The following is a 23,628-nucleotide window of genomic DNA, read 5'->3' on the forward strand; positions in this document are numbered from 1 at the left end:
AAGGAAGGATGGAGTTCAACTCGCCTGTACTTTTTTCTAATTTTGGGCTTTTAAACCTTTTCCATTTTACTAAATTTACTCTGAAAAAGCAAATCATTCCATAGCTTTCTTTTGAGAGACAGAGATAGAAAAAAGAGTATATCTTTCATACCCTTTTTTTATTTTATTTTGCTGGAACTTCAATTTTTCCTGAAACAATATCAGCTTTTGCTGCTTCAACTGCTTTCCAAGCTTCATCTGAAGCATTATCTCGAGCAAGTGTTACACCACCGTTAGAAAGATCATACTTGAGTTTTTCGCCACCAGGGAATTTTCCTTTTTCTGTTCTATTAGCAATGTCTTTAACTGCATTTCCCACTTCTTTGACTGTTGAAACAAGAACAAAGTTTGATTTTTTACCGTCTTTTGATGTATAACCACCTAGGTATTCTTGGTCTTGGTCAACACCAATAACCCAGACTTTGTCTTCTTCTTTTCTTGTTTCATTTAAATTCTTAGCTTCTGTAAACAAGCCTGTTCCAACGCTACCTGCTGCTTGATAAATAACGTCTGCACCACTTGCATACATTGCAGAAGCCATTGTTTTACCTTTACCTGCATCTGTGAAAGATTGAGCATATTGTACATCAACTTTAATGTCTGGAGATACTGATTTGGCACCTGCTGTAAATCCTGTTTCAAAAGCAGCAAGCACGTCTGACTTGATCCCACCGATGAAACCAACATGGTTTGTTTTACTTGTTTTTGCTGCTGCAACACCCGCAAGGTAAGCTGACTGTTGATCTGCAAAAGTTGCAGAGACAACATTGTCTTTACCTTCGATTACAGAATCAATAACAGCAAATTTTGTATCAGGATTATTTTGTGCGGCTTGAGAAGTTGCTTCTTGTAAGACAAAACCAATACTAAACACAAGATCATAACCACCTGAAACGGCCGAATTAAAGTTTGAAGTGAATTCAGCTGGAGAGTTAGATTGGAAGTAGTTAATTCCTTTTCCTTTTGAAAGCCCGTTATCTTTCCCCCAAGCTTGAAGACCTTCCCAAGCTGATTGGTTAAATGAGCGATCATCAACCCCATCGTTACCTAAAACGAGGGCTGCATTAAGGTCTGTTTTTCCTTGCGATCTTTCTGTATTGCGCCCTCCGCAACCTGCAAGTACAATTACTGATGCAAGTGCTACTGTCGCAAGTGCAAAAATTCGTTTGTTCATTCTTCTCTTCCTTTCACATTTAAAAACAATTATACCTTAAAATTTAATGTACATTTTTACTTATTTTATTCGACATCTTGAAAATTTTTACAATTTCCTCAGAAAAAAAGTCCAGATAATCTGAACTTTTTTTAATTATTATTTAACTTCTTCAATTGTTACCAAGTGTGAAATTGAATTAGCCATGCCGCGAAGCGCTGCATTGTCTTCTTTCACAACTGATGAACCAAGTTTACCAAGGCCAAGTGCAACAACAGTTTTACGTTGTGCAGGGATACGGCCGATTGGTGATTTTACCAATGTAATTTTGATTTGAGCCATGATATCCTCCTTATGCCAAATCGCTTACTGATTTGCCGCGGAGTTCCGCAACTTCTTCAGCGCGTTTCAATTGTTGCAAACCTTCAACTGTTGCACGAACAACGTTGATAGCTGTGTTTGAACCTAATGATTTAGATGTTACGTCAGCAACACCTGCGAGTTCGAGGACGGCACGAACGGCACCACCTGCGGCAACTCCAGAACCTTCTACAGCTGGTTTGATAAGGATTTTACCACCGCCGAATACACCAAGTACTTCGTGAGGTACAGTAGTTCCTACCATAGGAACTGTCACGATGTTTTTCTTAGCTGCTTCGATAGCTTTACGGATTGCTTCTGGAACTTCTTGAGCTTTACCAGTACCGAAACCTACGCGACCGTTACGGTCACCAACTACAACAAGTGCAGCAAAGCGGAGACGACGTCCACCTTTAACAACTTTAGTAACGCGGTTAATACCAACAACGCGTTCTTCGAATTCTTTAACTTCTTCGTTTCTAGCCATTTTAATGATTACCCCTTTCCTTAGAATTTCAATCCAGCTTCACGTGCAGCTTCTGCAAGTGCTTGGATACGTCCGTGATAGAGATAACCACCGCGGTCAAATACAACTGCTTCGATGCCTTTAGCTTTAGCAGCTTCAGCAACAAGTTTACCAACTTCAGCAGCTTGTTCTGTTTTAGTACCAGTCAATTTGAGTGATGATGCAGATGCAAGTGTTACAGCTGCTTCGTCATCAATAACTTGTGCATAAATGTTTGTGTTTGAACGGAATACGTTCAAACGTGGAGTCTCAGCAGTACCTGAGATTTTTCCGCGAACGCGAATGTGGCGTTTTTGACGGAGTTTGTTTTTATCTGGTTTAGAAATCACAATTCTACCTCTTTAAATATTTTATATTTCGATAGTTTCTGCCATCGATTTTCTTGCAAAAAATGCAAGCGGGAAGTTTCTGTTTGTACAGAATTTTGGCAAACTTACATTCACCAAATGACGGATCATAATCTCAAAGAGATTATTTACCAGTTTTACCTTCTTTACGACGTACGAATTCGCCAACGTAACGAATACCTTTACCTTTATAAGGTTCTGGTGAACGACGGCTACGGATGTAAGCAGCTGTTTGACCAACTACTTCTTTATCTGAACCTGAAACGTTGATGTGTGTAGCATCTGGAACTTCGAAAGTGATTCCTGCTGGAGCTTCGATTTCGTCTGGGTGAGATTTACCAACAGCCAATACAAGTTTTGAACCTTGAAGTTGTGCACGGTAACCAACCCCGATCATTTCGAGTTCTTTACGGAAACCTTCGCTAACACCAACAACCATGTTGTTGAAGTTTGCACGAGTTGTTCCGTGGATAGTTTTCATTTCTTTAGAATCATCTGGACGTTTGAATGTTACTTCAGAACCATTGATTTCCATTGTGATTGCTTCTGCAAATGTACGAGTCAATTCGCCTTTAGGGCCTTTAACTGTTACTGTTGCGCCATTTTGTTCAACTGTTACACCAGCTGGCAAAACAACGACTTTATTACCAATACGTGACATGTTTTTTTACCTTTTCTGTTAAATTATCAAGAGTATTTCTACTACCTGTTTTCACAATTATAATACTTTCAGCTTACGGGTAAAAGATTACCAGATGTAAGCAAGAACTTCACCACCGATGTTCTTAGAACGTGCAGCTTTGTCAGTTACAACGCCTTCAGAAGTTGAGATGATTGCTGTACCAAGTCCATTAAGTACGCGTGGTACTTCGTCAGATTTAACGTAAACACGGAGACCTGGTTTAGAGATACGTTTCAAGTTAGTGATAACTTTTTCGTTGTTTTTTCCGTATTTCAAGAATACACGGATAACACCTTGTTTGTTATCTTCAACGTACTCAACGTCTTTCACATAACCTTCAGCTTTGAGGATTTCTGCGATTTCACGTTTGATTTTTGAAGCAGGTGCTTCAACAACTTCGAAACGACGCATGTTTCCGTTACGGATACGTGTGAGGAAGTCTGCAATTGGGTCTGTCATTACCATAATGTAATTTCTCCTTATTTGTAGTTTGGGTTTGTTCAATCCCACTTTCAAATTAATGAGGTCTTTTTAAAAAGACCGAACTTATATAGTTTATCAAATTATTTCTCTCGTGTCAATAGGCTCGGGTGTTTCTTCCCTCATTTAATTTTAGAATAATAAAAAACACAGACCTTAAAAAAGCTGTGTTTCCTCAATTAATATATATGGTAGACTAAAAAGCTATTCTTCTCTCTCTTTGGCTTTTTCCTGAAGAATCGAGGTTTTGGAAAAAGAAAACATTTGAAAGACAAGGAAACTTAATAAGATACAAATGATAAGTAGTTCCATCTTCTACTCCCCATTTTCTTCTAACACCTGCATGGCATTCAAAGCTTCTTTCCAGGTTGGTACTGAAAAACCAATAGCTTCTGTTTTCTTTAAACTTAATGTGGAGTTGTAAGGTCGTTTTATATTTGATGCAAGCTCTACTGAAGCAATGGGTAAAAGCTTGACTTCATCTTTGTGTAAGATATATTTTGCAAAATCAAACCAAGAAAGATTTTCAGTTTCAGCTTTTGCGTTAGACAGATGGTAGATGCCATATTCCGGTTTATGCTGCACCAAGTAAATCATAAAATCAGCTAAAGTTCTGGTCCAAGTTGGACAACCAAATTGATCATTGACCACCATAATTACTTGATCATCTTTATTCTTGGCTTTATTTTTCATAGTGGAGACAAAATTATTACCGTAACATCCAAAAAGCCAGCTTGTACGGATGATATAATGCTCGGTGGTGTTGCTCCGCACAGCATTTTCTCCCAATAGTTTTGTATAGCCATAGTGGGTTTGCGGTTGTGGAAGATCGTCTACTTCCCATTCTTTCCCAAGCGCTAAGTCGCCGCTGAAGACATAATCAGTGGAAACATAGAGTAACAATGCCCCCACCTGCTCGGCGGCTTGCGCGATATTTTCGGTACCAACAGCATTGACCTGCTCGGCTAAATGTCGCTCTTCTTGTTCTGCTTTTTCGACCGCAGTATAGCCTGCACAAAGATAAATAATTTGTGGTTTATGACGAGAAAAATACGCATCGACTGCAACTTTATCGGTGATATCTAGCTCGTGTGATCCCGTAGCCAGATAAGGAATTCTTTGTGCATCAAACCGTAAACAAAGTTCCCGTCCTAATAAACCATTCTTTCCTATAATCAGATTCATTCTTGACTTTCTAGTGACTGAATCACTTCACGCAACTGTTTAACGGAGTTTTTAAAAGCTTTACGTTCGTATGCATCAATGTTTAATTCGATAATTTCTCTTACACCGGTTTGGTTTACAACAGACGGCACACCAGTGAAGATGCCTTCTTCTCCATATTGGCCTTCTAAGTATGATGAAACAGGGAGAACTGCTTGTTCATTATTAAGAATAGCTTTTACTATTCTAGCTGTACTCATTCCGATACCGTAATAAGTCGCCTTTTTACGGTCAATAATTTCATAAGCTGCATTTTTAACCTTGTCTGATAAAGTTTGTAAATCGGCAACTTCTAAGCGGTTGTTTTGCACGATAAACTCAAGAATTGGTTTACCACCAACCGTCGTATGTGACCATACCGCAACTTCTGAATCCCCATGTTCACCAATGATATAACCGTGGATGCTCCGAGGATCCATCTCAAGTTTTGTCGCGAGTTCTTTACGAAAACGTGTCGTATCTAAGGTTGTTCCTGTTCCGACAACCCTTGAAGCTGGTAGACCTGAGGCTTTCCAAGCACAGTAAGTCAGGACATCTACAGGATTAGATGCAATAACAAAGACACCATCAAAACCAGACTTCATTACCTCCTTCACAATAGATTTCATGATTTTCGCATTTGTATCTACAAGTTCTAAACGTGTTTGCCCTGGTTTTTGATTAATTCCTGCTGTAATGACAACCACATTTGCATCTTTGCATTCTTCATAGCCACCAGATTTGACATTTACATTTTCTTGACCCCAAGCAATTCCATCAAGAAGGTCTAAAGCTTCACCCTCAGCCTTTTCCTGATTTACATCGATCAGCACAAGGTCATTGACAATCCCTTGGTTAATCATCGAGTAAGCAATGCTTGTTCCGACAAATCCTGTTCCGACAACGACTACTTTTCTATTTGTTACTTGCATATTTACACTTCCTTCTGTATTATTTCTCTATCTCTATATTAAGCCATAATTAAGCATTTGTAAAATGAATTAATTTAATAATAGATATTAATTTATTTAATTAAATTTGGCGTTTATACTGGTGCAGAAAAATACTGCTCATTCGATAATAGCGTGGGGCAAACTGTCGAATATTTTCGGAATGATAGCCCACTAAAAATTTATTGTGATCAACAATCAGAGGTGTCTGTAACATCTCGACATTTTTACTAAGATAAACAATTGCTTCATTAAAATGCATCTGTTGGAGCTGGAGAATCTTCCAGTGCAAATCCTCGGTGCAGCGTTTCGTAGACTTCACGATGTCATCAATTCCGTTTTCGGTTAATCTAAGCATATACGACAAGTCTTCACAGCTCACACAATCTATCGTACATTTTCGGTAAGGAATATGGTGGGCATTCAGCCAGTTTATCGCCTTTCTACTGGATAAACAAGAGTTGCGATAGTAGATAGTAATCATTTTTTCTCCTTTATTATGTCTGTGTTTTTTCTATAAACATTGTAGAGTTTTCTTTTTAATTTGTAAAATAAATCTATTTAATCTCAAACATTAATAAATATAATCAAAAGTTTCGGTTATTAATTAATATACATAATCACAACTATAAAAAAGATTCATTTTACCTATTTATGACTTTGTAGTATACTGAAAGCGTAGTTAATCACTCAATCATGTTAAAGACACCTTGAAAAGTTTTCTGGTCCTTAGAAAAGACCCTTTACCCTAAAAAATTTATGATAAAAAACAATTACAATTCTCTTTTCAATCTGTTAAAAAACTTGATTTTAGAGCAGTACTTCCATACTGCTTTTTTTTTATAAAAAAAAAGGAATAAATTCCTTTTATTACCCTTTATAATCCAATACTTCTGCGATATGAAGGATATCCGTACTTACTTTTCGTAAATTATTAAGAATTCGAATATCTTCAAAGTCTGCTCGTAGTAAATCTCTATTGACTTGAGTAAGATTAAAAATTTCTCGTTCTAACTTTTCAATCTCATAAAGTATTGTTTCTTCTTCCTGATATTTTTTATCTTTAAAGAACATAAAAACTCGATTGAGCATTCTTTCTATTAATGGTACGATGGCCTCCATGACCAGCTTAATAGCCAATTCATTTTTTTCCTTGTCGACTTCCTCCTCGGAATAATCATAATCTTTTAGAGTCAGTGCGATGTCTTTTGTACATGCTTCAATCTGAGCCAGATAATTTATTATTTTATACGCTCTTCCGACAGAAATAGCATAACTGTCTTTTAAATCAACTGTATTAAGATTGACAAGTGTACGGTTTATTTCCTGAACTAAGTAGTTAATCAAAGTTTCGTTCGTAAGGATTATGTTGTCTTTTTTCACACTTTGAACATTCGTCCCTTCGACAAAATCCTCCTGTACAAGTTCAAATGTTCTTTGAATTTCTTTAAGAATATGCTCGACTTCAATTTCAGGTGTATGGAGTAACCTTCGGTCAATAAATTTTAGTTTGAGCTGTGCTGTACCATCTGGTGTATTTTTAATACTCTTTTCAGCTAGAGCAATAATAAATCTCGAGAGCGGCAGCAAAATAAAAAGTGTTGCAACATTAAAAACAATATGTGCATAAACCAGCTGTAGCGCAATATTCTCGGAAGTATTCTGAATAAGACTCACAAACCCAAAAGGCAAAACAGTCAAAACAGTGAAAATAAGCGCTCCAATAATATTGAACCATACGTGCACCATTGCAGCTCGCTTGGCTGTTTTATTTCCACGGAGTGAAGCTAGGAGAGTCGTCACAACAGTCCCCACATTAAAACCATATAGGATAAATATAGCTTGATGCAAATCTACTACAATCCCCGCAGTAACCATCGTCAATAAAATACCTACTGAAGCAGTTGAACTTTGGATCAAAGCGGTAACAGCAAAACCAACCAATAAACCCACGAGGGGCATTTGCGTATGAGTAAAGAGTTCTGCCATGAGAGGAGCTTCTCTTAAAGGTACCATAGAGACACTCATCAAATTTAGCCCTAAAAATAAGAGCCCAAACCCTAGCAAAATCATCCCCATATGATTGAAAGCTTTGCGCTTCATAAACAGCGTAGCAATCGTGCCGATAAAGATAACAAAGGGAACAATGTCTTGAATATTAAATGTAAATAAAATGCCCGTTAAGGTCGTGCCAGCGTTGGCCCCCATAATGATTCCTGCAGCTTGACTCAGATTCATTAATGAAGAATCAATAAATCCTAAAACCATGACCGTTGTTGCTGTCGAACTTTGAATGATAGCTGTTATAATAAAACCTAAAAGAGCGCCAAACCATTTATTCCGTGTTAAACGTTGCAATATTTTTTTTAATTGAGATCCGGCAATCAAGCTTAAACCATCACTCATCAAGCTCATACCGTATAAAAAAAGGCCCAAACCGCCTAATAAGAAAAAGATGTCGTAGATGGTCATCATAAATTCTCCAGTTTTAATTCATGCTCAATTTGTTATTCCTTATATTTAAGTATATCTCATTTTAATTTCATAAAGAAATAATATCGTAACAAAGCCTCTTTTATAAAACAAAAAAACTTTCTCATTTGAGAAAGTATTTTTATATGTTAGAACCACAATCCCCCGTGGAGATTGCATGGGCAATAAGCTAAGCTTCTGACATGCCCTTTTTATATCAATTTCAAATTACCAAGATGCTTTCTTAACGCCTGGAAGTTGACCTTTGTAAGCCAACTCACGAAGACAGATACGGCAAAGTTTAAATTTGCGGTAAACTGAATGTGGGCGTCCGCAGCGTTCGCAACGAGTGTAGGCTTGCGTTGAGAATTTTGCAGGGCGTTGGTTTTTAACAACCATAGATTTCTTAGCCATTAGTTATTCTCCTATCCTATTATTTAGCAAACGGCATGCCAAGTTTAGCAAGCAATTCATGTGATTCTTCGTCAGTGTTCGCAGTTGTTACGATAACAACATCCAAACCACGTACTTTATCAACATCATCGTATGAGATTTCTGGGAAGATCAATTGTTCTTTCACACCAAGTGTGTAGTTTCCGCGTCCATCAAACGCTTTGTTTGATACACCGTGGAAGTCACGTACACGTGGAAGAGAAACAGTTACGAGTTTATCCAAAAATTCGTACATGCGTTCGCCACGAAGAGTTACTTTCGCACCGATAGCTTGACCTTCACGAAGACGGAAAGCCGCGATTGATTTTTTAGCTTTAGTAATCAACGGTTTTTGACCAGAGATCAAAGCCAATTCAGCAACGGCTTTGTCAAGGTTTTTAGAGTTGCTTACTGCATCCCCAACACCCATGTTAAGCACGATTTTTTCAACTTTTGGCACTGCCATGATTGAAGTGTAACCGAATTTTTCAGTCAATGCTGGTACTACTTCGTTAGAGTATTTTTCTTTTAAACGATTAGTCATATTCTTTCTCCTTCCCGTCTTAGTCTAGGACTTCGCCTGATTTTTTGTTGAAACGAACTTTTTTGCCGTCAACTTCTTTATAACCAACACGACCAGCTACACCGTTTTTGTCGAGCACTTGTACGTTAGAAACGTGGATAGGTGCTTCGATTTCAAGGATAGCGCCGTTTGGATTAACAGCGTCTGGTTTTTGGTGTTTCTTCATGATAGCAACACCTTCAACGATGACTTTGTTCATTTTTGGCAAAGCTTTGATTACTTTACCTGTTGTACCGCGGTCTTTACCTGCGATAACTTTTACAGTATCTCCAGTTTTTACAAACATTTGATATTCCTTTCTTACGCCCTCTGGGCACCCTACATGTAGGGGACTATTTCTATCTATGATAGAAGTGGATTTATAAATGTGGAATAAAATTCCTTTTGTTGATTTTGACATCAATAGCGGGATACTCTCCCGCTATTTCGACATCCTCTAAATATTAGAGAACCTCAGGTGCCAAAGAAACAATCTTCATGTAACCAGCTTCGCGAAGTTCACGAGCTACTGGGCCAAAGATACGTGTTCCTTTAGGTGTTTTATCGTCACGGATAATAACTGCTGCGTTTTCGTCAAATTTGATGTAAGATCCATCAGGACGTTTAGCACCAGATTTAGTACGAACGATAACAGCTTTAACAACTTCACCTTTTTTAACAGCTCCACCAGGGGCAGCTGATTTTACTGTAGCTACGATAACATCACCAATACCAGCGAATTTACGGCTTGAACCACCGAGTACACGGATAGTCAAGATTTCTTTGGCACCAGAGTTATCTGCAACTTTCAAACGGCTTTCTGTTTGAATCATGCTTTTTTCCTCCTAGTTAGCTTAGATAATTACAGCTTCTTCAACGATTTCGATCAAGCGGAAACGTTTGTCTTTTGAAAGAGGACGAGTTTCCATGATACGTACGATATCACCAGTTTTGGCAGTATTGTTTTCGTCATGAGCTTTGTATTTTTTAGAGTAGTTAATGCGTTTACCATAGACTGGGTGGTTACGTTTAGTTTCTACGACAACTGTGATAGTTTTATCCATTTTGTCTGAAACCACGCGGCCTTGATAAACTTTACGTTGATTACGTTCCATTTATGTATTTCTCCCGATCTATTTAGTCAATTCGCGTTGCACAGTTTTAACACGTGCAATTGTTTTCTTCACTTCGTCAAGTTTCGCTGTGTTTTCGAGACGACCAGCTGCAGCTTGGAAACGAAGTTCAAACAATTCTTTTTTCAATTCAGCTTCGCGTGTAGCCAATTCGTCGATTGACAAAGCGCGGAGATCCTTGAGAAGTGATTTTGTTTCGTTCAATTTCATTCTGCGTCACCTCGTTTTACAAATTTAGTCTTGACTGGAAGTTTGTGAGATGCAAGACGCAAAGCTTCACGTGCTACTTCTTCACTTACACCAGCAATTTCAAACATGATTTTACCACGTTTAACTGGTGATACCCAACCTTCAGGAGCACCTTTCCCTGAACCCATACGCACACCAATAGCTTTGGCTGTGTAAGATTTATGAGGGAAGATTTTAATCCAAACTTGACCGTTACGTTTCATGTAACGAGTCATAGCAATACGGGCTGCTTCGATTTGACGGTTAGTGATCCAGTGAGAAGTAGTCGCTTGAAGACCAAATTCACCGAATGCGATTTCTTTACCGCCTTTAGCTTCGCCACGCATTTTACCGCGGAATTCACGACGGTGTTTTACACGTTTTGGTACTAACATGGATTAATTTTCTCCTTTCACAGATTTTTTAGTTGGGAGAACTTCACCACGGTAGATCCAAACTTTAACGCCGAGTTTACCGTAAGTAGTGTCTGCTTCTTCCCAAGCATAGTCGATATCCGCACGCAATGTGTGGAGTGGAACTGTACCTTCAGAGTATCCTTCTGCACGGGCGATGTCCGCACCGTTCAAACGACCAGATACTTGAGTTTTGATACCTTTAGCTCCTGCACGCATAGCACGTTGGATAGCTTGTTTTTGAGCACGACGGAAAGCGATACGTGCTTCAAGTTGTTTAGCAATTCCTTCACCAACTAAGTGAGCATCCAAGTCAGGACGTTTGATCTCAACGATGTTGATGTGAACTTGTTTACCAGTGAGTTTGTTGAGGTCTGCACGGAGTGCATCAACGTTAGCACCAGATTTACCGATAACCATACCTGGTTTTGCAGTGTGCAAAGTAACGATAACTTTGTTTACAGCACGTTCTGTTTCAATAAGTGAAACTGAAGCATCAGCAAGTTTTGTTTGAACGAGTTGGCGAATTGCCAAATCTTCGTGAAGGTAATCCGCATATTCTTTCTCAGCATACCATTTGGCATCCCAGTCGCGAATAACGCCAACACGCATACCAATTGGATGAATTTTTTGACCCACGATTTTACCTCCTTATTCTTTCTCAGCCACTACTACTGTAATGTGGCTAGTACGTTTGTTGATTGGTGAAGCTGAACCTTTCGCACGTGGACGGAAACGTTTCATTGTTGGTCCTTCGTTGACGAAAGTTTCGCTAACTACCAAGTTAGCTTTTTCAAGACCAAAGTTGTTTTCTGCATTAGCGATAGCTGAGTTCATTACTTTAAGAACTTCTGCAGCACCTTTAGTCGGTGTGAATTTCAAGATTGCGATTGCATCCGCAACACGTTTACCACGAATCAAGTCTGTAACAAGACGAGTTTTACGAGGTGAAACGCGAACTGTTTTTGCAGTTGCTTTAGCTGAAGTGATTTCTGCCATTTTGTTCTCCTCCTATTAACGTCTAGTTTTCTTGTCGTCAGCAGCGTGACCACGGTATGTACGAGTTGGTGCAAATTCACCTAATTTGTGTCCAACCATATCTTCTTGAACATAAACGGGAACGTGTTTGCGACCATCGTAAACAGCAATTGTAAGTCCTACAAAGTTAGGGTAGATTGTAGAACGACGTGACCAAGTTTTGATCACTGATTTCTTTTCGGCGTTTTCTTGAGCTTCGACTTTTTTCATCAAATGCTCGTCAGCGAAAGGCCCCTTCTTAAGACTACGACTCATGTTTTTGAGTTCTCCTTTAAATTTGATACCACGCTGGCTACTAGGGCCAGGTTGGCGGATGATTTATATAGACATCTTCTCGACATCTTACTAAAGTTGACAAGCTTTATCAATTTTAGCAAGACGCCGAGAAGGCATCTCAATAAAATATCTTACACACAGATATAAGTTTATCTTTTAAATAAAAGTAATCTTTATCTTATGCTGCAAAATTATTTATCGTTGATACGTTTAACAATAAGTTTGTTAGAACGTGCGTTTTTGTTACGCGTTTTGAGACCAAGAGCTGGTTTGCCCCATGGAGTCATTGGTGATTTACGACCAACAGGTTGTTTACCTTCACCACCACCGTGTGGGTGATCATTCGGGTTCATTACAGAACCACGAACTGTTGGACGGATACCACGCCAACGTGTACGACCGGCTTTACCGTAGTTGATCAAGTTGTGTTGTTCGTTACCAACTGTACCAACTGTAGCACGACAAGTTGAAAGAATCATACGCATTTCGCCTGATTGAAGACGAACAAGTGTGTATTTACCTTCTGTACCAAGTACTTGTGCAGATGTACCAGCTGAACGTACGAGTTGTCCACCTTTACCAGGTTTCATCTCGATGTTGTGGATCAAAGTACCAACTGGGATGTTAGCAAGTGGCAATGCGTTACCAACTTTGATATCTGATTCAGGACCAGATACAACTGTCATACCAACTTCAAGACCTTTAGGTGCAAGAATGTATGATTTGATACCATTTTCGTATACGATAAGCGCGATATTCGCTGAACGGTTTGGATCGTATTCGATTGTAGCAACTTTAGCTTTTACGTTATCAGTTGTACGTTTGAAGTCGATCAAACGGTATTTACGTTTGTGTCCGCCACCATGGTGACGTACTGTAATGCGGCCAAGGTTGTTACGACCAGCGTTTTTGCTAAGACTTACAAGCAAGCTCTTTTCAGGAGTACTTGTAGTGATTTCTGCAAAATCGCTACCAGTCATGTTACGACGACCGTTTGTGGTAGGTTTGTAAACTTTAATTCCCACGATTTTCCTCCTCTATTATTCTGCGTCTTCGCCGAAGATATCAATAGATTTTGAACCTTCAGTCAAAGTGATAATTGCTTTTTTGTAGCCAGGTTTGAAACCTGTGTAACGACCAACACGTTTAGCTTTAGGCTTAACGCTGATTGTGTTTACAGATGCAACTTGAACACCTTCAAATGCTGCTTCAACAGCTTGTTTGATAAGGAGTTTGTGTGCGCGAGCATCTACTTCAAAAGTGTATTTCTTTTGATCCATTGCTTGCATAGAAGCTTCTGTAATAATTGGTTTACGGATTACGTCATAAAGAGACATTATGCAAGAACCTCCTCAATTTGAGACAGAGCTGCTTGAGTAGCAAGAACTTTGTCAGTGTTTACAAGATCAAGTACGCTTACTGAGCTAGCAGTTGATACTTTCACGTTTTTAAGGTTACGAGCAGAGAGTTCTGCAAATTCGTTACCTTCGTTAGGAAGAACAACAAGCACTTTACGTTCGATTGAAAGAGCTTCAAGAACTTTAGCGAATTCGCTAGTTTTTGGTGCTGAGAAGTTCAACTCGTCAACAGCCAAGAGTGTGTTGTCGATAACTTTTTGTGAGTAAGCTGATTTAAGAGCCAACTGACGTACTTTTTGTGGAAGTTTGTAAGCATAGCTACGTGGGTTAGGACCGAAGACAGTACCACCACCACGGAATTGTGGTGAGCGGATTGAACCTTGACGGGCACGTCCAGTTCCTTTTTGACGCCATGGTTTTTTACCGCCACCAGATACGAGTGAACGGTTTTTATGAGCGTGTGTACCTTGACGGAGGCTAGCACGTTGTGAAAGAACGACATCAAATACTACAGTTTCGTTTGGTTCGATACCAAACACTGCATCGTTAAGTGTTACTTCACCAGCTTGTGTGCCGTCTTGTTTAAATAATGATACTTTTGCCATTATAATCTATCTCCTTTCCTTATTATTTAGATTTGATCGCTGATTTAATAACGATCAATGATTTTTTAGATCCAGGTACGTTACCTTTTACAAGGATAACGTTTTGTTCTGGAAGTACTTGAGCGATAACAAGGTTTTGTACAGTAACTTTTTTGTTACCCATACGTCCTGCAAGGCGTTTACCTTTAGGAACTTTGTTAGCTGCAACAGGACCCATTGAACCAGGACGACGGTGGTAACGTGAACCGTGAGCCATTGGCCCGCGTGATTGACCCCAACGTTTGATTGGTCCTTGGAAACCTTTACCTTTAGAAGTACCGGTAACATCAACGACATCTCCAGCTTCGAAAGTATCAACTTTAATTTCTGATCCAACTTCTAAGCCTTCGATTCCTTTGAATTCACGAATGAAGCGCTTAGGAGCTGTGTTAGCTTTAGCTACATGACCTTTGGCAGGTTTGTTAGACAAAACTTCACGTTTGTCATCGAAACCAACTTGAACAGCTTCATAACCGTCTGTATCGACAGTTTTTGTTTGAAGCACAACGTTCGGAGTTGCTTCGATCACAGTTACGGGGATCAATTCACCGTTTTCTGTGAAGATTTGAGTCATTCCCACTTTTTTCCCTAAGATTCCTTTTGACATGAGAATTACCTTTCTTATAATTTAATTTCGATGTTTACGCCACTTGGAAGATCAAGTTTCATCAATGAGTCAACAGTTTTTTGTGTTGGTTCGATGATGTCGATCAAACGTTTGTGTGTACGCATTTCAAATTGTTCGCGAGAGTCTTTGTATTTGTGAGTCGCGCGGATAACTGTGTAGACGCTACGGTCAGTTGGAAGTGGGATTGGACCACTTACTTCTGCGTTTGTACGTTTTGCAGTTTCTACAATTTTTTCAGCAGCAGCGTCAAGGATACGGTGTTCGTATGCTTTGAGGCGGATACGGATTTTTTTAGTTGCCATTTTTTCTCCTTCGTCTATTTGTTAATAGGCTAGCTCAGCGGGAAAACCGACACTGAAGTATGGCAATACTTTCGGGTGTGTCGCAACCTCTCGCTTCGTCGCTAATACTGTAATTTTTACAGCACCTATCTATTCTATCAAAGCGGCTTTGGCTTGTCAAGAGTATAATTCACTTTTATTTAATTTATTTTGCTTCAACTAAAATATGTTCTTGATACGCTTCCCCTTTATTACGCTGATATTTTGCGACAGAATAATTCACATGTTTTTAGAAATACTATATAATAGTAATAAATACATATTAATTTATATAGGAGATCTTATGATTAAAGAATTCAAAGAATTTATTTTACGTGGTAATGTCTTAGACTTGGCAGTTGGTGTTATCATTGGTGCTGCTTTTACGGCCATTGTCACTTCTTTGGTAAATAACCTTATCAACCCACTTATTGGTCTTTTTGTTCAAGATGGTGCTTTAACACAAATGTCAGTTAAGGTTGCTGGTGCAACTTTTGCTTATGGTGCTTTCTTAAATGATGTTTTAAACTTCCTGATTACAGCCTTTGTCATCTTCATTCTCATAAAAGCCATCAACAAACTCTTCCCTAAAAAGGAAGAGGAGGAAGAGATTGTTTCTACTGATGAACTAGATACTTTACGCGAAATTCGTGATCTTTTGAAAGAAAAAGAACTTTCAAAATAAAATTTAATAAAAAACCTCTATTTATATATAGAGGTTTTTTATTTTGTAAGAGATCTTTTTAATCTCCTGTCAAAATTAAATTTTAAAAAAATGAAGCGGAAAAGATTATCTGCAAGTACAGCAAGCCAGATACCTTCTAATCCAAGAGTAAAGGTTTGACTCAGTATATATCCGAGACCCACACGTATAATAAGCATACCAATGATGGTCGTATATAAAGGAAACTTTGCATTGCCTATTCCTTGAAAAGCTGCCGTATAAGTGGTCGTTCCTGTGACAAAAAAAGTTGCCAAAAAAGAAAAAAGAATAACGATATTACTTGAAGCTATAGCGACAGTATCTGTGGTAAAAAGATTGCTTAAAGATGTAGAGACCAATACAAGAAGCAAACCAATACATAACATCATCCCTGTCGCCAACCAGTAAGTTCTTTTAATATATGATTGAATAGCTACATAGTTATGTTGTCCAAACTCTTGAGCAACCAAAATAACTGTTACAGTAGCTAACCCGAAAGCGGGCATATAGTTGAACTGAGTAATACTTTCCCCAATCGCATTTCCCGCAAAGACACGATCTCCAAGAGATATAATAAGCACCATAATCACCAAATCACCCAAACGCATCGCTAAACGTTCACCAGCAGCAGGAATGGTCAACAAAATCAGTTCTCTACTTATTTTTTCTGAGAAAAAGTTTTTCGTTGGTTGTAAATCCTTATCTTTGAGTTTCTTCCATAGATATAAAAGCGCTACTGCTCTTGAAAGGGTTGCACCTAAGGCAGCTCCCATGATTCCCATGTGAAAAACAAATATCAAAAGAGCTGAGAGAAAGATATTTAGAATATTGGTTAAAAGACTTGCATACATTGGTGTACGGCTGTCTCCATTTGCTCTGATAATAGCCCCAAAACTTGTCATTAAGGCCAGCAAAATAATTGTCCCCCCAACCAGAAGGAGGTACTCTTGACCTAAAGTCGCTACTTCTCCACGCCCGCCAAAAAAATGCACGAGAGGTTGCGCAAAAAGAGCAGTGAGGATTCCAATAGTCCCTCCCAATAAGACCGTCAGTTTTATTCCTGCATTCACCATTTTTTTGGACATTGCACGTGCCAAGAAACTTGATAAAATTGTCCCTAAAGCAATGAAAACGGCCTGATAAACGGTGATAATATTATTGGCTAGTGACACGCCTGCTACAGCTGTGAGGCCAATTCGGGTGACCAGAAAAGTGTCACTAATTCCTACTAGCATTTGCAGAAAGTTCTCAACAACTGCCGGCAGGGCGAATTTTAATATTTCTTTTGTAGATTTCATATACTTAATAAATAAGAGCGCACCCTTAATGATACGCTCTTATTTTTTATCCTTCAACTTCTTCAATTTGGTGTAAGTCAAGTTCTACTGGAGTTTCACGACCAAACATATCGACCATAACTTTAATCTTATCGTCGCCTAGAACTTCAGTAATAGGTGCTTCAAATCCTGAGAAGGCACCATCAATGATGCGTACACGTTTACCCACAAAGATATCAAAGTCAATTTCACGTACGACTTTACCCATACCGATAAGGATTTCTTGAATTTCTTCTTCAAAAAGTGGTGTTGGTTTTGAACGGTTACCGTGTGATCCAACGAAACCTGTAACGTTCGGTGTATTACGAACGATAAACCAAGCTTCATCTGTCATGTTCATTTCTACCAAAACATAACCTGGGAAGAGATTTTCTTCAACATCTTTCATCTTACCGTTCACTTCTGAGCGAACTGTTTCTGTCGGAATTTCAACACGAAGAATTTTATCTGCCATGTTATAAAGTTCTGCACGTTCAAGCAAATCTTCTTTTACTTTTTTCTCGTAACCAGAATAAGTTTGAATAACAAACCAGCCTTGGTCAAAACTTGTTAATGTACTTTCGTCCATTGGAGTACCTCTTTATTGTTTTTTATTTTTTTAGTTTCAAATTGATGAGTTCATGTTCTGAACGGATTGTATAAGAAAAAGGCTTTCGCCTCTTTCTTCATTATATCACTAATTACGTACAAATGGAAGCAGATGTTGTACAGCACTTGTGATACCATTTTGTGTTACCCAGTCAAAGATCATCAAAAAGATGAGGAAGAAAACTGTATACTCAATAACCATGAAAAAATCAATGACAGACTGTTTACGTGTCGGCCACGTTGTTAACTTCATTTCTTTGACAACACTTCCAATAAATTTAAACATTTGACTTATCTCGTTTCCTTATGCAAAGTATGCTTGCCACAACGCGAGCAAAACTTCTTAACTTCTATGCGTTTTTCTTTTGCTGTACCTGACAGTTGAAGAGAATAGTTTCTCGAACCGCACACCGTACAGGCTAATCCTGCTTTTTTTAACATGCTATTATTTTAGCAGAACTAAGAGAAAAATACAAATCTCTCTATTTTTTTGTCATATTTTCTAAGACAAGGCGTGTATAATTAATTGCCCCTTGGTCCTTCGGATGGATAGCATCACTATAGAACCATGAACTTTGATTTGCTGATAAGCCATGCCAATCGATGATCGTCAAGTTGGGATACTTCTTCGCCATCGCTTCTAATTGTTCATTGTTATTGCTTTCCCAGGGACGTGGCATTTGATTATTAATCCAGAAGACCGGCTTATCGCCAACTTCTTCCATAATCTTTTCCACATAATTTGTATTGCCAACGGTCAGTGTGCCATTAGTTCCAAGACCAATTAAGACAGCATCTGCTTTTTCAACTGCTTCTTTATTCTCTGCTAAAATGGTCGCACCACCATCTACTTGCTCACCAACAACAGCTTTTATCGTCATTCTTGGGAAGGCTTCCTGTAGAGTGGTTGACCCCGCCACCATCACGGAATCACCAACTGCAAAGATTTGCATCTTACTTGCTCTTTCGGCAACCACTGGATCAACGCCATATTTTTCAGCAATTGTCTTCAGTGGCGTGCTGACACGCGCATTAGCAGCTTTTAAGTTTGCAGCTTCAAGCGCTTTTTGTTGTTCCATAATTCGAGCTTCTAAAACCTGCTGATCATGTGGTGATTTTGGAGAAGTAAGGATCATAACGAGTGAAGCAAGTACTAAAGCAGACACTAGGATTACACGGACGGGTAAGGCACGCCATTTTTCTTTCTTGACTTGCTCAACTTTTGTCATTACCCAAGGCCATAAGTTACTGTAATCGTAAGCAACAAGCGGGCGTTCAATAAAGCGATATGAAAACTCAGATAGGGCAAGAATCAAGGCCAGCTGCCAAATGACATTGTACCAACTTGTCGGATTAACAACTTTAGCAGCAACCAAAGCAAAGACTGGCAATTGCCAGAGATAAATCCCATAGGAGCGTGATCCAATATAGTCAAAAAGTTTATTTGAGAATATTTTATTTGCTTTTAATCGTGGATGAACGACTAAAAGGATTAACAACATTGTCAAGAGGCTAACAAACCAAAGACCACCGTAGTAGGTAACTGGACTTTGTGCTGGCATAAAAACATACAAGACTAAAGTCAGAGCAAGAACTCCCCATAAAAGATTACGGCCAAAAACTTGCCCCTTCTTATTCAGCTTGGCAGGCATTTTATTCATTGGCCAAATGAAAGCCATACTTGCTCCCATCAGGAGACTAAAAATACGGGTATCTGTGCCATAATACACACGCGTTGGATCTTGCCCCACCTTATACTGAGCAATCATCAGTATCAATGAGAGGATGGCTAAAAAGTTTGTCAAAAGGAAACTGTGCTTCTTACTCCGAATGACCTTCACTAAAAAAATCATAATGAGCGGCCAGAAAATAAAGAATTGCCCTTCAATCGCCAGATAATATATATGCTTAAAAGGTGATTCTCCTGCAGCATCAGCAAAATAGGAGGATCCCTGCTGAATTTGCCACCAGTTTTGCACCATAAAAATACTTGAGAGAAAGTTTGACCTGAGGCCCTTCATCTGATTTTGTTGGAAGAAGAACAAATAAGGCGAAACAATCAAGAAAACAGCCAAGAGCATGGGATAAATACGCTTGGCTCTTTTCCCCCAAAACTTAAGTGGTCTTATCTTTTTAGTTTTAGTATATTCTCTTAGTAGTGAATCCGTGACTAAGTAGCCGGACAACACAAAGAAGAGAACAACGCCTAAAAATCCCCCTTGGATTTTCTGTGGATAAAGATGATACAAAATGACAGCAAGAACCCCAAGGGTACGTAAGCCATTAAAACCTGTTACGTAGCGTTTTTTTGCTTCCAAAACTGTCCTCCTTCTAAAAAGTAAGCTTCACTTTTATTATTCTCTTTTTATATTTTTATTCCAATAATTTTTTTCATATATTTGCAAGAAAAAGAGCCGTGCCATGACTCTTTTTCTCACCTATGCACTACCTTTATTTTATCACTTTTCATGCTGTTTTAGAACAATTTACCTACCGAAAAAACCAGTAATTTTATCCCAAACATCTTTGGTAGCATTTTTAGCATCATCTACTGTTTTTTGGAAATCAAATCCGCTGCCTTTTTCAGAAGAATCACTGCTAGAATCTTCTGTTTGTGGCATATTTCCTGAACTGTTTTGTGCACTTTGCTCTTGATAAACAATTGCATCTTGTTGATCACGTAGAGCTGTCCAAGCTGGAGTTATCGGTGCAATATTATGCATGGCATAGGCATTTTCAGCTGTAAAGGCGGTTCCATCTGTATAAGGAAGCAAATAGCTGGCTATATTCCGGAAGATGACTGAAGGTTGCCCCTCAGAAGAACCTTCTAGCTGTTGCTGCTCATTTGTCTCATTCGGGAAACCAATCCATAATGCAATCGCAATATCAGGTGTATAACCAACCACCCATTGGTCAGTCGTATTATTTGTCCCTGTTTTACCTGCCATTGCATAGCTTGCCGGTGCAGCATTCCAAGCTGAACCGTTGGTAAATGTACCCAACATCATGGAATTCATCTTCTCTGCTACTTCTTTGGTCATGATCCGTTTCTGTGTCACGTTGGCTGTTACGATTGTATCCCCAGCCGCATTTTCGATTTTAGTAATCAAATGCGCGCTGTTCATTACACCTTCGTTCGCAAAAGTTGCAAATGCTTGCGCCATTTCCCAAGGATTGGTTTCAATACCAGAACCTAGAACGGTTGGAAGAATGTCATTATCTTTGGTAAGATTTAAACCAAACTCGCGACCAACAGCATTTCCTTTTTCTGGAGTGATGTCGCGATAAGTATTAATTGCAGGAATATTGTAAGAGTTTGCCAGAGCTTGATACATTGGTACAGTCCCAAGATACTCACCGCTGTAATTTTGTGGTTGCCAGTTATTCGGATAGGTTGTTGGTTTATCCTCCAATACTTTATCAATTGGCCAACCTGCTTGCACTGCTGGCAGATAGGCTATTAGCGGCTTGATAACTGAACCTGTCGAACGTTTTGATTGTGTGGCATAGTTGAAGTCAAGGAAGCTGTTATGGTCTTCCGAAGTGACATTGCCGACAAGAGCTTCGACTCCCCCTGTTTTCGGATTAATTGCCACCGAACCAGACTGTGCATGCGTTCCGTCCGCAGCTTGTGGGAAAAGTGCAGCATTGTCATAAGTAACCTGCATCCCTGCCTGCTTGTTCTGATCCAAAGTTGTATAAATCTTATAACCGTCATTCATAATGTCCTGCAAGCTAAGGCCGTATTTACGTTCAGCTTCCGCAATCACAGCATTGAAATAGCTTGGATACTTGTAAGCTTCTGACTGAGAAACATAAGTGTCTTTTACCCGAGAGGCCAGATCGACCGATGCATAACTGTCTGCTTCTGACTGCGTAAGATAGCCTGCACTGACCATGTTCTGCAGTACCGTATCTCGTCGCGGTGTCGCATATTTTCCGTCCTGGTAAAGTGGATTATAAATTTCTGGACCTTTCAGCATCCCCGCAAGCGTAGCGGCCTCATCTACGGTCACTGCATCTGCTGATACTCCAAAGTACTTCCGACTAGCATCTTCAATCCCCCAAACACCATTTCCAAAATAAGCGTTATTCAGATACATTGTAAGAATGTCTTGTTTACTGTAATGTTTATTGATTTCTAAAGCGAGGAAAAATTCCCGGGCTTTACGGTCAATCGTTTGTTTCTGAGTAAGGTATGCATTTTTGGCCAACTGCTGCGTGATGGTAGAACCACCACCAAAACGCCCCAAGGTAACAACTGCCAAGCTAAAACGGCTCAGATTAACTCCATGGTTCTTATAAAAAGTGCGGTCTTCGGTCGCGACAACTGCATTTTTAATATTGTCGCTTATCTCGTCAAACTTAACTGTAGACCCTTTACTTCCATAAAGTAACCCTGCCTCATCGCCATTTTTATCCACAATTTGTGTTTGCGCATCAATAGATTTTTGTAAAATGGAAACATTGGCCGTTTTTGCCAAATAGAACAAGTAAGAACCAACAGCAAGAATCATAACTAAAATAGCAATAATCGTAATTTTAGTTAAATTATACTTCTTCCAGAAACGTTTTACTGGGCGTAAAAATTGCCTTATTTTATCTGTATAAGGCGCCATCAATCTCAAATATTTTTTTATACCCTTAAGGTCTTCAAGCGGAACTTCCGCTTCTTTTATTTCTTTTTCTTCTATATTATTATCTTCGATTTTTTTAGACAATTTCTTGTTTTTAGCACGTCGGCTAAAATTTTGATCTTTTTCTGACATGATTTTTTAAAAATCCTTTTGCATTCTATATTTTGCCTATTCTAACAAAAAAACCTTTGTGTTACAATATTCTATATGAAATTTAGTTTAATTTTACCAAAAAATATTAAAAAGCAAAGTGTTTCGCATTTACTTGAACAGACTTGGCTTATCCCTCGTAAACAAAGGCATCTGCTACGTACGAAAAAACATGTCTTCCGTAACGGTCGTTTAGTAAACTGGGAGGAGCATGTGGAACCCCAAGACGAAATTACCCTTATTTTTGATGTCGGCGATTTCAAGCTACTTGATGTTCCAGAAGGAAATCCCCAACTTGCTCATATCTTATATGAAGATGAACATCTTGTGATTGTCAATAAACCCGAAGGTATGAAAACTCATGGCAACACGTCTGAGGAAATCGCCCTACAAAATCACGTGGCAGCTCGTTTGAAGCACCCCGTACATGTCGTTCACCGCTTGGACACGGAAACTTCTGGAGCAGTCCTCTTTGCCAAGAATCAATTGATCTTGCCCATTCTAGGTAAAATGTTTGAGGAAAATAAAATCCATCGCTCTTATTTGGCACTCATACAAGGTTATTTTAACGAAAAAAGCTTAATCCTCAATAAAAATATCGGAAGAAATCGTCACAATAGAAAAAAATACATTACCAGTGAAAACGGGAAAAGAGCTATTACGCATGTAACTGTACTCGAAAAAGGACGTCGAAACAGCCTTGTGAGCTGTACTCTAGATACCGGTCGTACACACCAAATACGTGTTCATCTTTCCAGTGAAGGGCATCCTATCATCGGTGATCCACTCTATAATTCAGCGTTAAAAAATCAGCGCATGATGCTTCACGCAGAAAAAATATATTTCACACATCCATTTACGGAAGAATCAATTGTAGTTATAGCACCTAGCCAAACTTTTTATCATGACAAAAAAAGCCTACTTTAGATAAAGTAGACCTTAGGAGTTTTATGAAAAGATTTTTTTAGG

33 protein-coding genes are annotated in these 23,628 nt (G+C 38.9%); 2 read left to right on the forward strand and 31 right to left on the reverse strand.

From position 1 onward, the window contains the following. Window positions 1-163: 163 nt before the first annotated feature. The 25 genes from KJS37_RS02580 to rpsJ all read right to left on the reverse strand — a co-directional run bounded on the left by KJS37_RS02580 (window position 164) and on the right by rpsJ (window position 15,226). Window positions 164-1,213 (reverse strand): BMP family lipoprotein, encoded by a 1,050-nt coding sequence (locus tag KJS37_RS02580; protein ID WP_017368762.1) that lies wholly within the window; start codon window positions 1,211-1,213, stop codon window positions 164-166. 138 nt (window positions 1,214-1,351) lie between these two features. Next, window positions 1,352-1,534 carry a 50S ribosomal protein L30 gene (gene rpmD / locus KJS37_RS02585; protein ID WP_003134512.1) on the reverse strand — a complete coding sequence of 61 codons (183 nt, stop codon included), beginning with the start codon at window positions 1,532-1,534 and terminating at the stop codon, window positions 1,352-1,354. Window positions 1,535-1,544: 10 nt separating this feature from the next. Then, window positions 1,545-2,039, reverse strand: a complete 495-nt coding sequence (gene rpsE / locus KJS37_RS02590; protein ID WP_003133760.1) for a 30S ribosomal protein S5 — start codon at window positions 2,037-2,039, stop codon at window positions 1,545-1,547. A gap of 20 nt (window positions 2,040-2,059) precedes the next feature. After that, entirely contained in the window at window positions 2,060-2,407 is a 348-nt protein-coding gene (gene rplR, locus KJS37_RS02595) for a 50S ribosomal protein L18 (protein WP_003133759.1), read from the reverse strand. Window positions 2,408-2,549: 142 nt separating this feature from the next. Next, window positions 2,550-3,086 (reverse strand): 50S ribosomal protein L6, encoded by a 537-nt coding sequence (gene rplF / locus KJS37_RS02600; RefSeq protein ID WP_019291431.1) that lies wholly within the window; start codon window positions 3,084-3,086, stop codon window positions 2,550-2,552. Between the two features lie 87 nt (window positions 3,087-3,173). Further along, the gene (gene rpsH, locus KJS37_RS02605) at window positions 3,174-3,572 is read right to left on the reverse strand and encodes a 30S ribosomal protein S8 (RefSeq protein WP_003133755.1); all 399 of its coding nucleotides are present in this window, start codon (window positions 3,570-3,572) and stop codon (window positions 3,174-3,176) included. Between the two features lie 330 nt (window positions 3,573-3,902). After that, a complete protein-coding gene (gene rfbD / locus KJS37_RS02610) occupies window positions 3,903-4,772 on the reverse strand; it encodes a dTDP-4-dehydrorhamnose reductase (protein WP_213495781.1) in 870 nt (289 codons plus the stop codon). Further along, window positions 4,769-5,722, reverse strand: coding sequence for an L-lactate dehydrogenase (locus KJS37_RS02615; RefSeq protein ID WP_165711787.1), 954 nt, complete (start codon window positions 5,720-5,722; stop codon window positions 4,769-4,771). The genes rfbD and KJS37_RS02615 overlap by 4 nt, the downstream gene beginning before the upstream one ends. 100 nt (window positions 5,723-5,822) lie before the next feature. Further along, window positions 5,823-6,224 (reverse strand): ArsC/Spx/MgsR family protein, encoded by a 402-nt coding sequence (locus tag KJS37_RS02620; RefSeq protein ID WP_096368786.1) that lies wholly within the window; start codon window positions 6,222-6,224, stop codon window positions 5,823-5,825. Between the two features lie 386 nt (window positions 6,225-6,610). Next, complete coding sequence (locus KJS37_RS02625; protein WP_213495910.1) at window positions 6,611-8,212, reverse strand: Na/Pi cotransporter family protein; 1,602 nt, start codon at window positions 8,210-8,212, stop codon at window positions 6,611-6,613. A 228-nt stretch (window positions 8,213-8,440) separates the two neighbouring features. After that, window positions 8,441-8,626, reverse strand: coding sequence for a type Z 30S ribosomal protein S14 (locus KJS37_RS02630; RefSeq protein ID WP_003129946.1), 186 nt, complete (start codon window positions 8,624-8,626; stop codon window positions 8,441-8,443). A 19-nt stretch (window positions 8,627-8,645) separates the two neighbouring features. Then, window positions 8,646-9,188, reverse strand: a complete 543-nt coding sequence (rplE, locus tag KJS37_RS02635) for a 50S ribosomal protein L5 (protein ID WP_003133751.1) — start codon at window positions 9,186-9,188, stop codon at window positions 8,646-8,648. 19 nt (window positions 9,189-9,207) lie between these two features. Further along, entirely contained in the window at window positions 9,208-9,513 is a 306-nt protein-coding gene (rplX, locus tag KJS37_RS02640) for a 50S ribosomal protein L24 (protein WP_003133750.1), read from the reverse strand. Window positions 9,514-9,670: 157 nt separating this feature from the next. Continuing rightward, the gene (gene rplN / locus KJS37_RS02645; RefSeq protein WP_003133749.1) at window positions 9,671-10,039 is read right to left on the reverse strand and encodes a 50S ribosomal protein L14; all 369 of its coding nucleotides are present in this window, start codon (window positions 10,037-10,039) and stop codon (window positions 9,671-9,673) included. Between the two features lie 21 nt (window positions 10,040-10,060). Next, a complete protein-coding gene (gene rpsQ, locus KJS37_RS02650; RefSeq protein ID WP_003133748.1) occupies window positions 10,061-10,321 on the reverse strand; it encodes a 30S ribosomal protein S17 in 261 nt (86 codons plus the stop codon). 18 nt (window positions 10,322-10,339) lie between these two features. Next, entirely contained in the window at window positions 10,340-10,549 is a 210-nt protein-coding gene (gene rpmC / locus KJS37_RS02655) for a 50S ribosomal protein L29 (protein ID WP_003133747.1), read from the reverse strand. After that, window positions 10,546-10,962, reverse strand: a complete 417-nt coding sequence (gene rplP, locus KJS37_RS02660) for a 50S ribosomal protein L16 (protein WP_003133745.1) — start codon at window positions 10,960-10,962, stop codon at window positions 10,546-10,548. Before rplP ends, rpmC begins: the two co-directional genes overlap by 4 nt. Before the next feature lie 3 nt (window positions 10,963-10,965). Continuing rightward, the gene (gene rpsC / locus KJS37_RS02665) at window positions 10,966-11,619 is read right to left on the reverse strand and encodes a 30S ribosomal protein S3 (RefSeq protein ID WP_003133744.1); all 654 of its coding nucleotides are present in this window, start codon (window positions 11,617-11,619) and stop codon (window positions 10,966-10,968) included. A gap of 12 nt (window positions 11,620-11,631) precedes the next feature. Next, window positions 11,632-11,979, reverse strand: coding sequence for a 50S ribosomal protein L22 (gene rplV, locus KJS37_RS02670; protein ID WP_003133743.1), 348 nt, complete (start codon window positions 11,977-11,979; stop codon window positions 11,632-11,634). A 15-nt stretch (window positions 11,980-11,994) separates the two neighbouring features. Beyond that, window positions 11,995-12,273, reverse strand: a complete 279-nt coding sequence (gene rpsS, locus KJS37_RS02675; protein WP_003133742.1) for a 30S ribosomal protein S19 — start codon at window positions 12,271-12,273, stop codon at window positions 11,995-11,997. Window positions 12,274-12,485: 212 nt separating this feature from the next. Then, a complete protein-coding gene (rplB, locus tag KJS37_RS02680) occupies window positions 12,486-13,319 on the reverse strand; it encodes a 50S ribosomal protein L2 (protein ID WP_096368789.1) in 834 nt (277 codons plus the stop codon). Window positions 13,320-13,334: 15 nt separating this feature from the next. Next, complete coding sequence (locus tag KJS37_RS02685; RefSeq protein ID WP_003134519.1) at window positions 13,335-13,631, reverse strand: 50S ribosomal protein L23; 297 nt, start codon at window positions 13,629-13,631, stop codon at window positions 13,335-13,337. Further along, a complete protein-coding gene (rplD, locus tag KJS37_RS02690) occupies window positions 13,631-14,257 on the reverse strand; it encodes a 50S ribosomal protein L4 (protein WP_003133739.1) in 627 nt (208 codons plus the stop codon). Before rplD ends, KJS37_RS02685 begins: the two co-directional genes overlap by 1 nt. Window positions 14,258-14,279: 22 nt before the next feature. Next, window positions 14,280-14,903, reverse strand: a complete 624-nt coding sequence (gene rplC, locus KJS37_RS02695; protein WP_017368756.1) for a 50S ribosomal protein L3 — start codon at window positions 14,901-14,903, stop codon at window positions 14,280-14,282. A gap of 14 nt (window positions 14,904-14,917) precedes the next feature. Beyond that, window positions 14,918-15,226 (reverse strand): 30S ribosomal protein S10, encoded by a 309-nt coding sequence (gene rpsJ / locus KJS37_RS02700; protein WP_003129973.1) that lies wholly within the window; start codon window positions 15,224-15,226, stop codon window positions 14,918-14,920. A 322-nt stretch (window positions 15,227-15,548) separates the two neighbouring features. On the opposite strand from rpsJ, the gene mscL reads away from it, so the two are divergent. Beyond that, window positions 15,549-15,929 (forward strand): large-conductance mechanosensitive channel protein MscL, encoded by a 381-nt coding sequence (mscL, locus tag KJS37_RS02705; RefSeq protein ID WP_165711783.1) that lies wholly within the window; start codon window positions 15,549-15,551, stop codon window positions 15,927-15,929. 38 nt (window positions 15,930-15,967) lie between these two features. Here mscL and KJS37_RS02710 read toward each other — a convergent pair whose 3' ends face one another. From KJS37_RS02710 to KJS37_RS02735, 6 genes are all read right to left on the reverse strand, one after another. Beyond that, complete coding sequence (locus tag KJS37_RS02710; protein ID WP_213495782.1) at window positions 15,968-17,245, reverse strand: MATE family efflux transporter; 1,278 nt, start codon at window positions 17,243-17,245, stop codon at window positions 15,968-15,970. A gap of 46 nt (window positions 17,246-17,291) precedes the next feature. Further along, the gene (nusG, locus tag KJS37_RS02715) at window positions 17,292-17,852 is read right to left on the reverse strand and encodes a transcription termination/antitermination protein NusG (protein WP_003133733.1); all 561 of its coding nucleotides are present in this window, start codon (window positions 17,850-17,852) and stop codon (window positions 17,292-17,294) included. A 108-nt stretch (window positions 17,853-17,960) separates the two neighbouring features. Continuing rightward, on the reverse strand, window positions 17,961-18,158 hold the full coding sequence (gene secE / locus KJS37_RS02720; protein WP_003133731.1) for a preprotein translocase subunit SecE: 198 nt from the start codon (window positions 18,156-18,158) through the stop codon (window positions 17,961-17,963). Between the two features lie 5 nt (window positions 18,159-18,163). After that, the gene (rpmG, locus tag KJS37_RS02725; protein WP_003134525.1) at window positions 18,164-18,313 is read right to left on the reverse strand and encodes a 50S ribosomal protein L33; all 150 of its coding nucleotides are present in this window, start codon (window positions 18,311-18,313) and stop codon (window positions 18,164-18,166) included. Window positions 18,314-18,354: 41 nt separating this feature from the next. Then, on the reverse strand, window positions 18,355-20,190 hold the full coding sequence (locus KJS37_RS02730; RefSeq protein ID WP_213495784.1) for an acyltransferase family protein: 1,836 nt from the start codon (window positions 20,188-20,190) through the stop codon (window positions 18,355-18,357). 168 nt (window positions 20,191-20,358) lie between these two features. Further along, complete coding sequence (locus tag KJS37_RS02735; protein ID WP_213495786.1) at window positions 20,359-22,641, reverse strand: PBP1A family penicillin-binding protein; 2,283 nt, start codon at window positions 22,639-22,641, stop codon at window positions 20,359-20,361. A gap of 75 nt (window positions 22,642-22,716) precedes the next feature. Here KJS37_RS02735 and KJS37_RS02740 point away from each other — a divergent pair, with 75 nt between their 5' ends. Next, window positions 22,717-23,586, forward strand: coding sequence for an RluA family pseudouridine synthase (locus KJS37_RS02740; RefSeq protein WP_165711779.1), 870 nt, complete (start codon window positions 22,717-22,719; stop codon window positions 23,584-23,586). Window positions 23,587-23,628: the final 42 nt, after the last annotated feature.

Origin of the sequence: Lactococcus formosensis, assembly GCF_018403745.1 — a bacterium.
GTDB classification, from domain to species: domain Bacteria; phylum Bacillota; class Bacilli; order Lactobacillales; family Streptococcaceae; genus Lactococcus; species Lactococcus formosensis.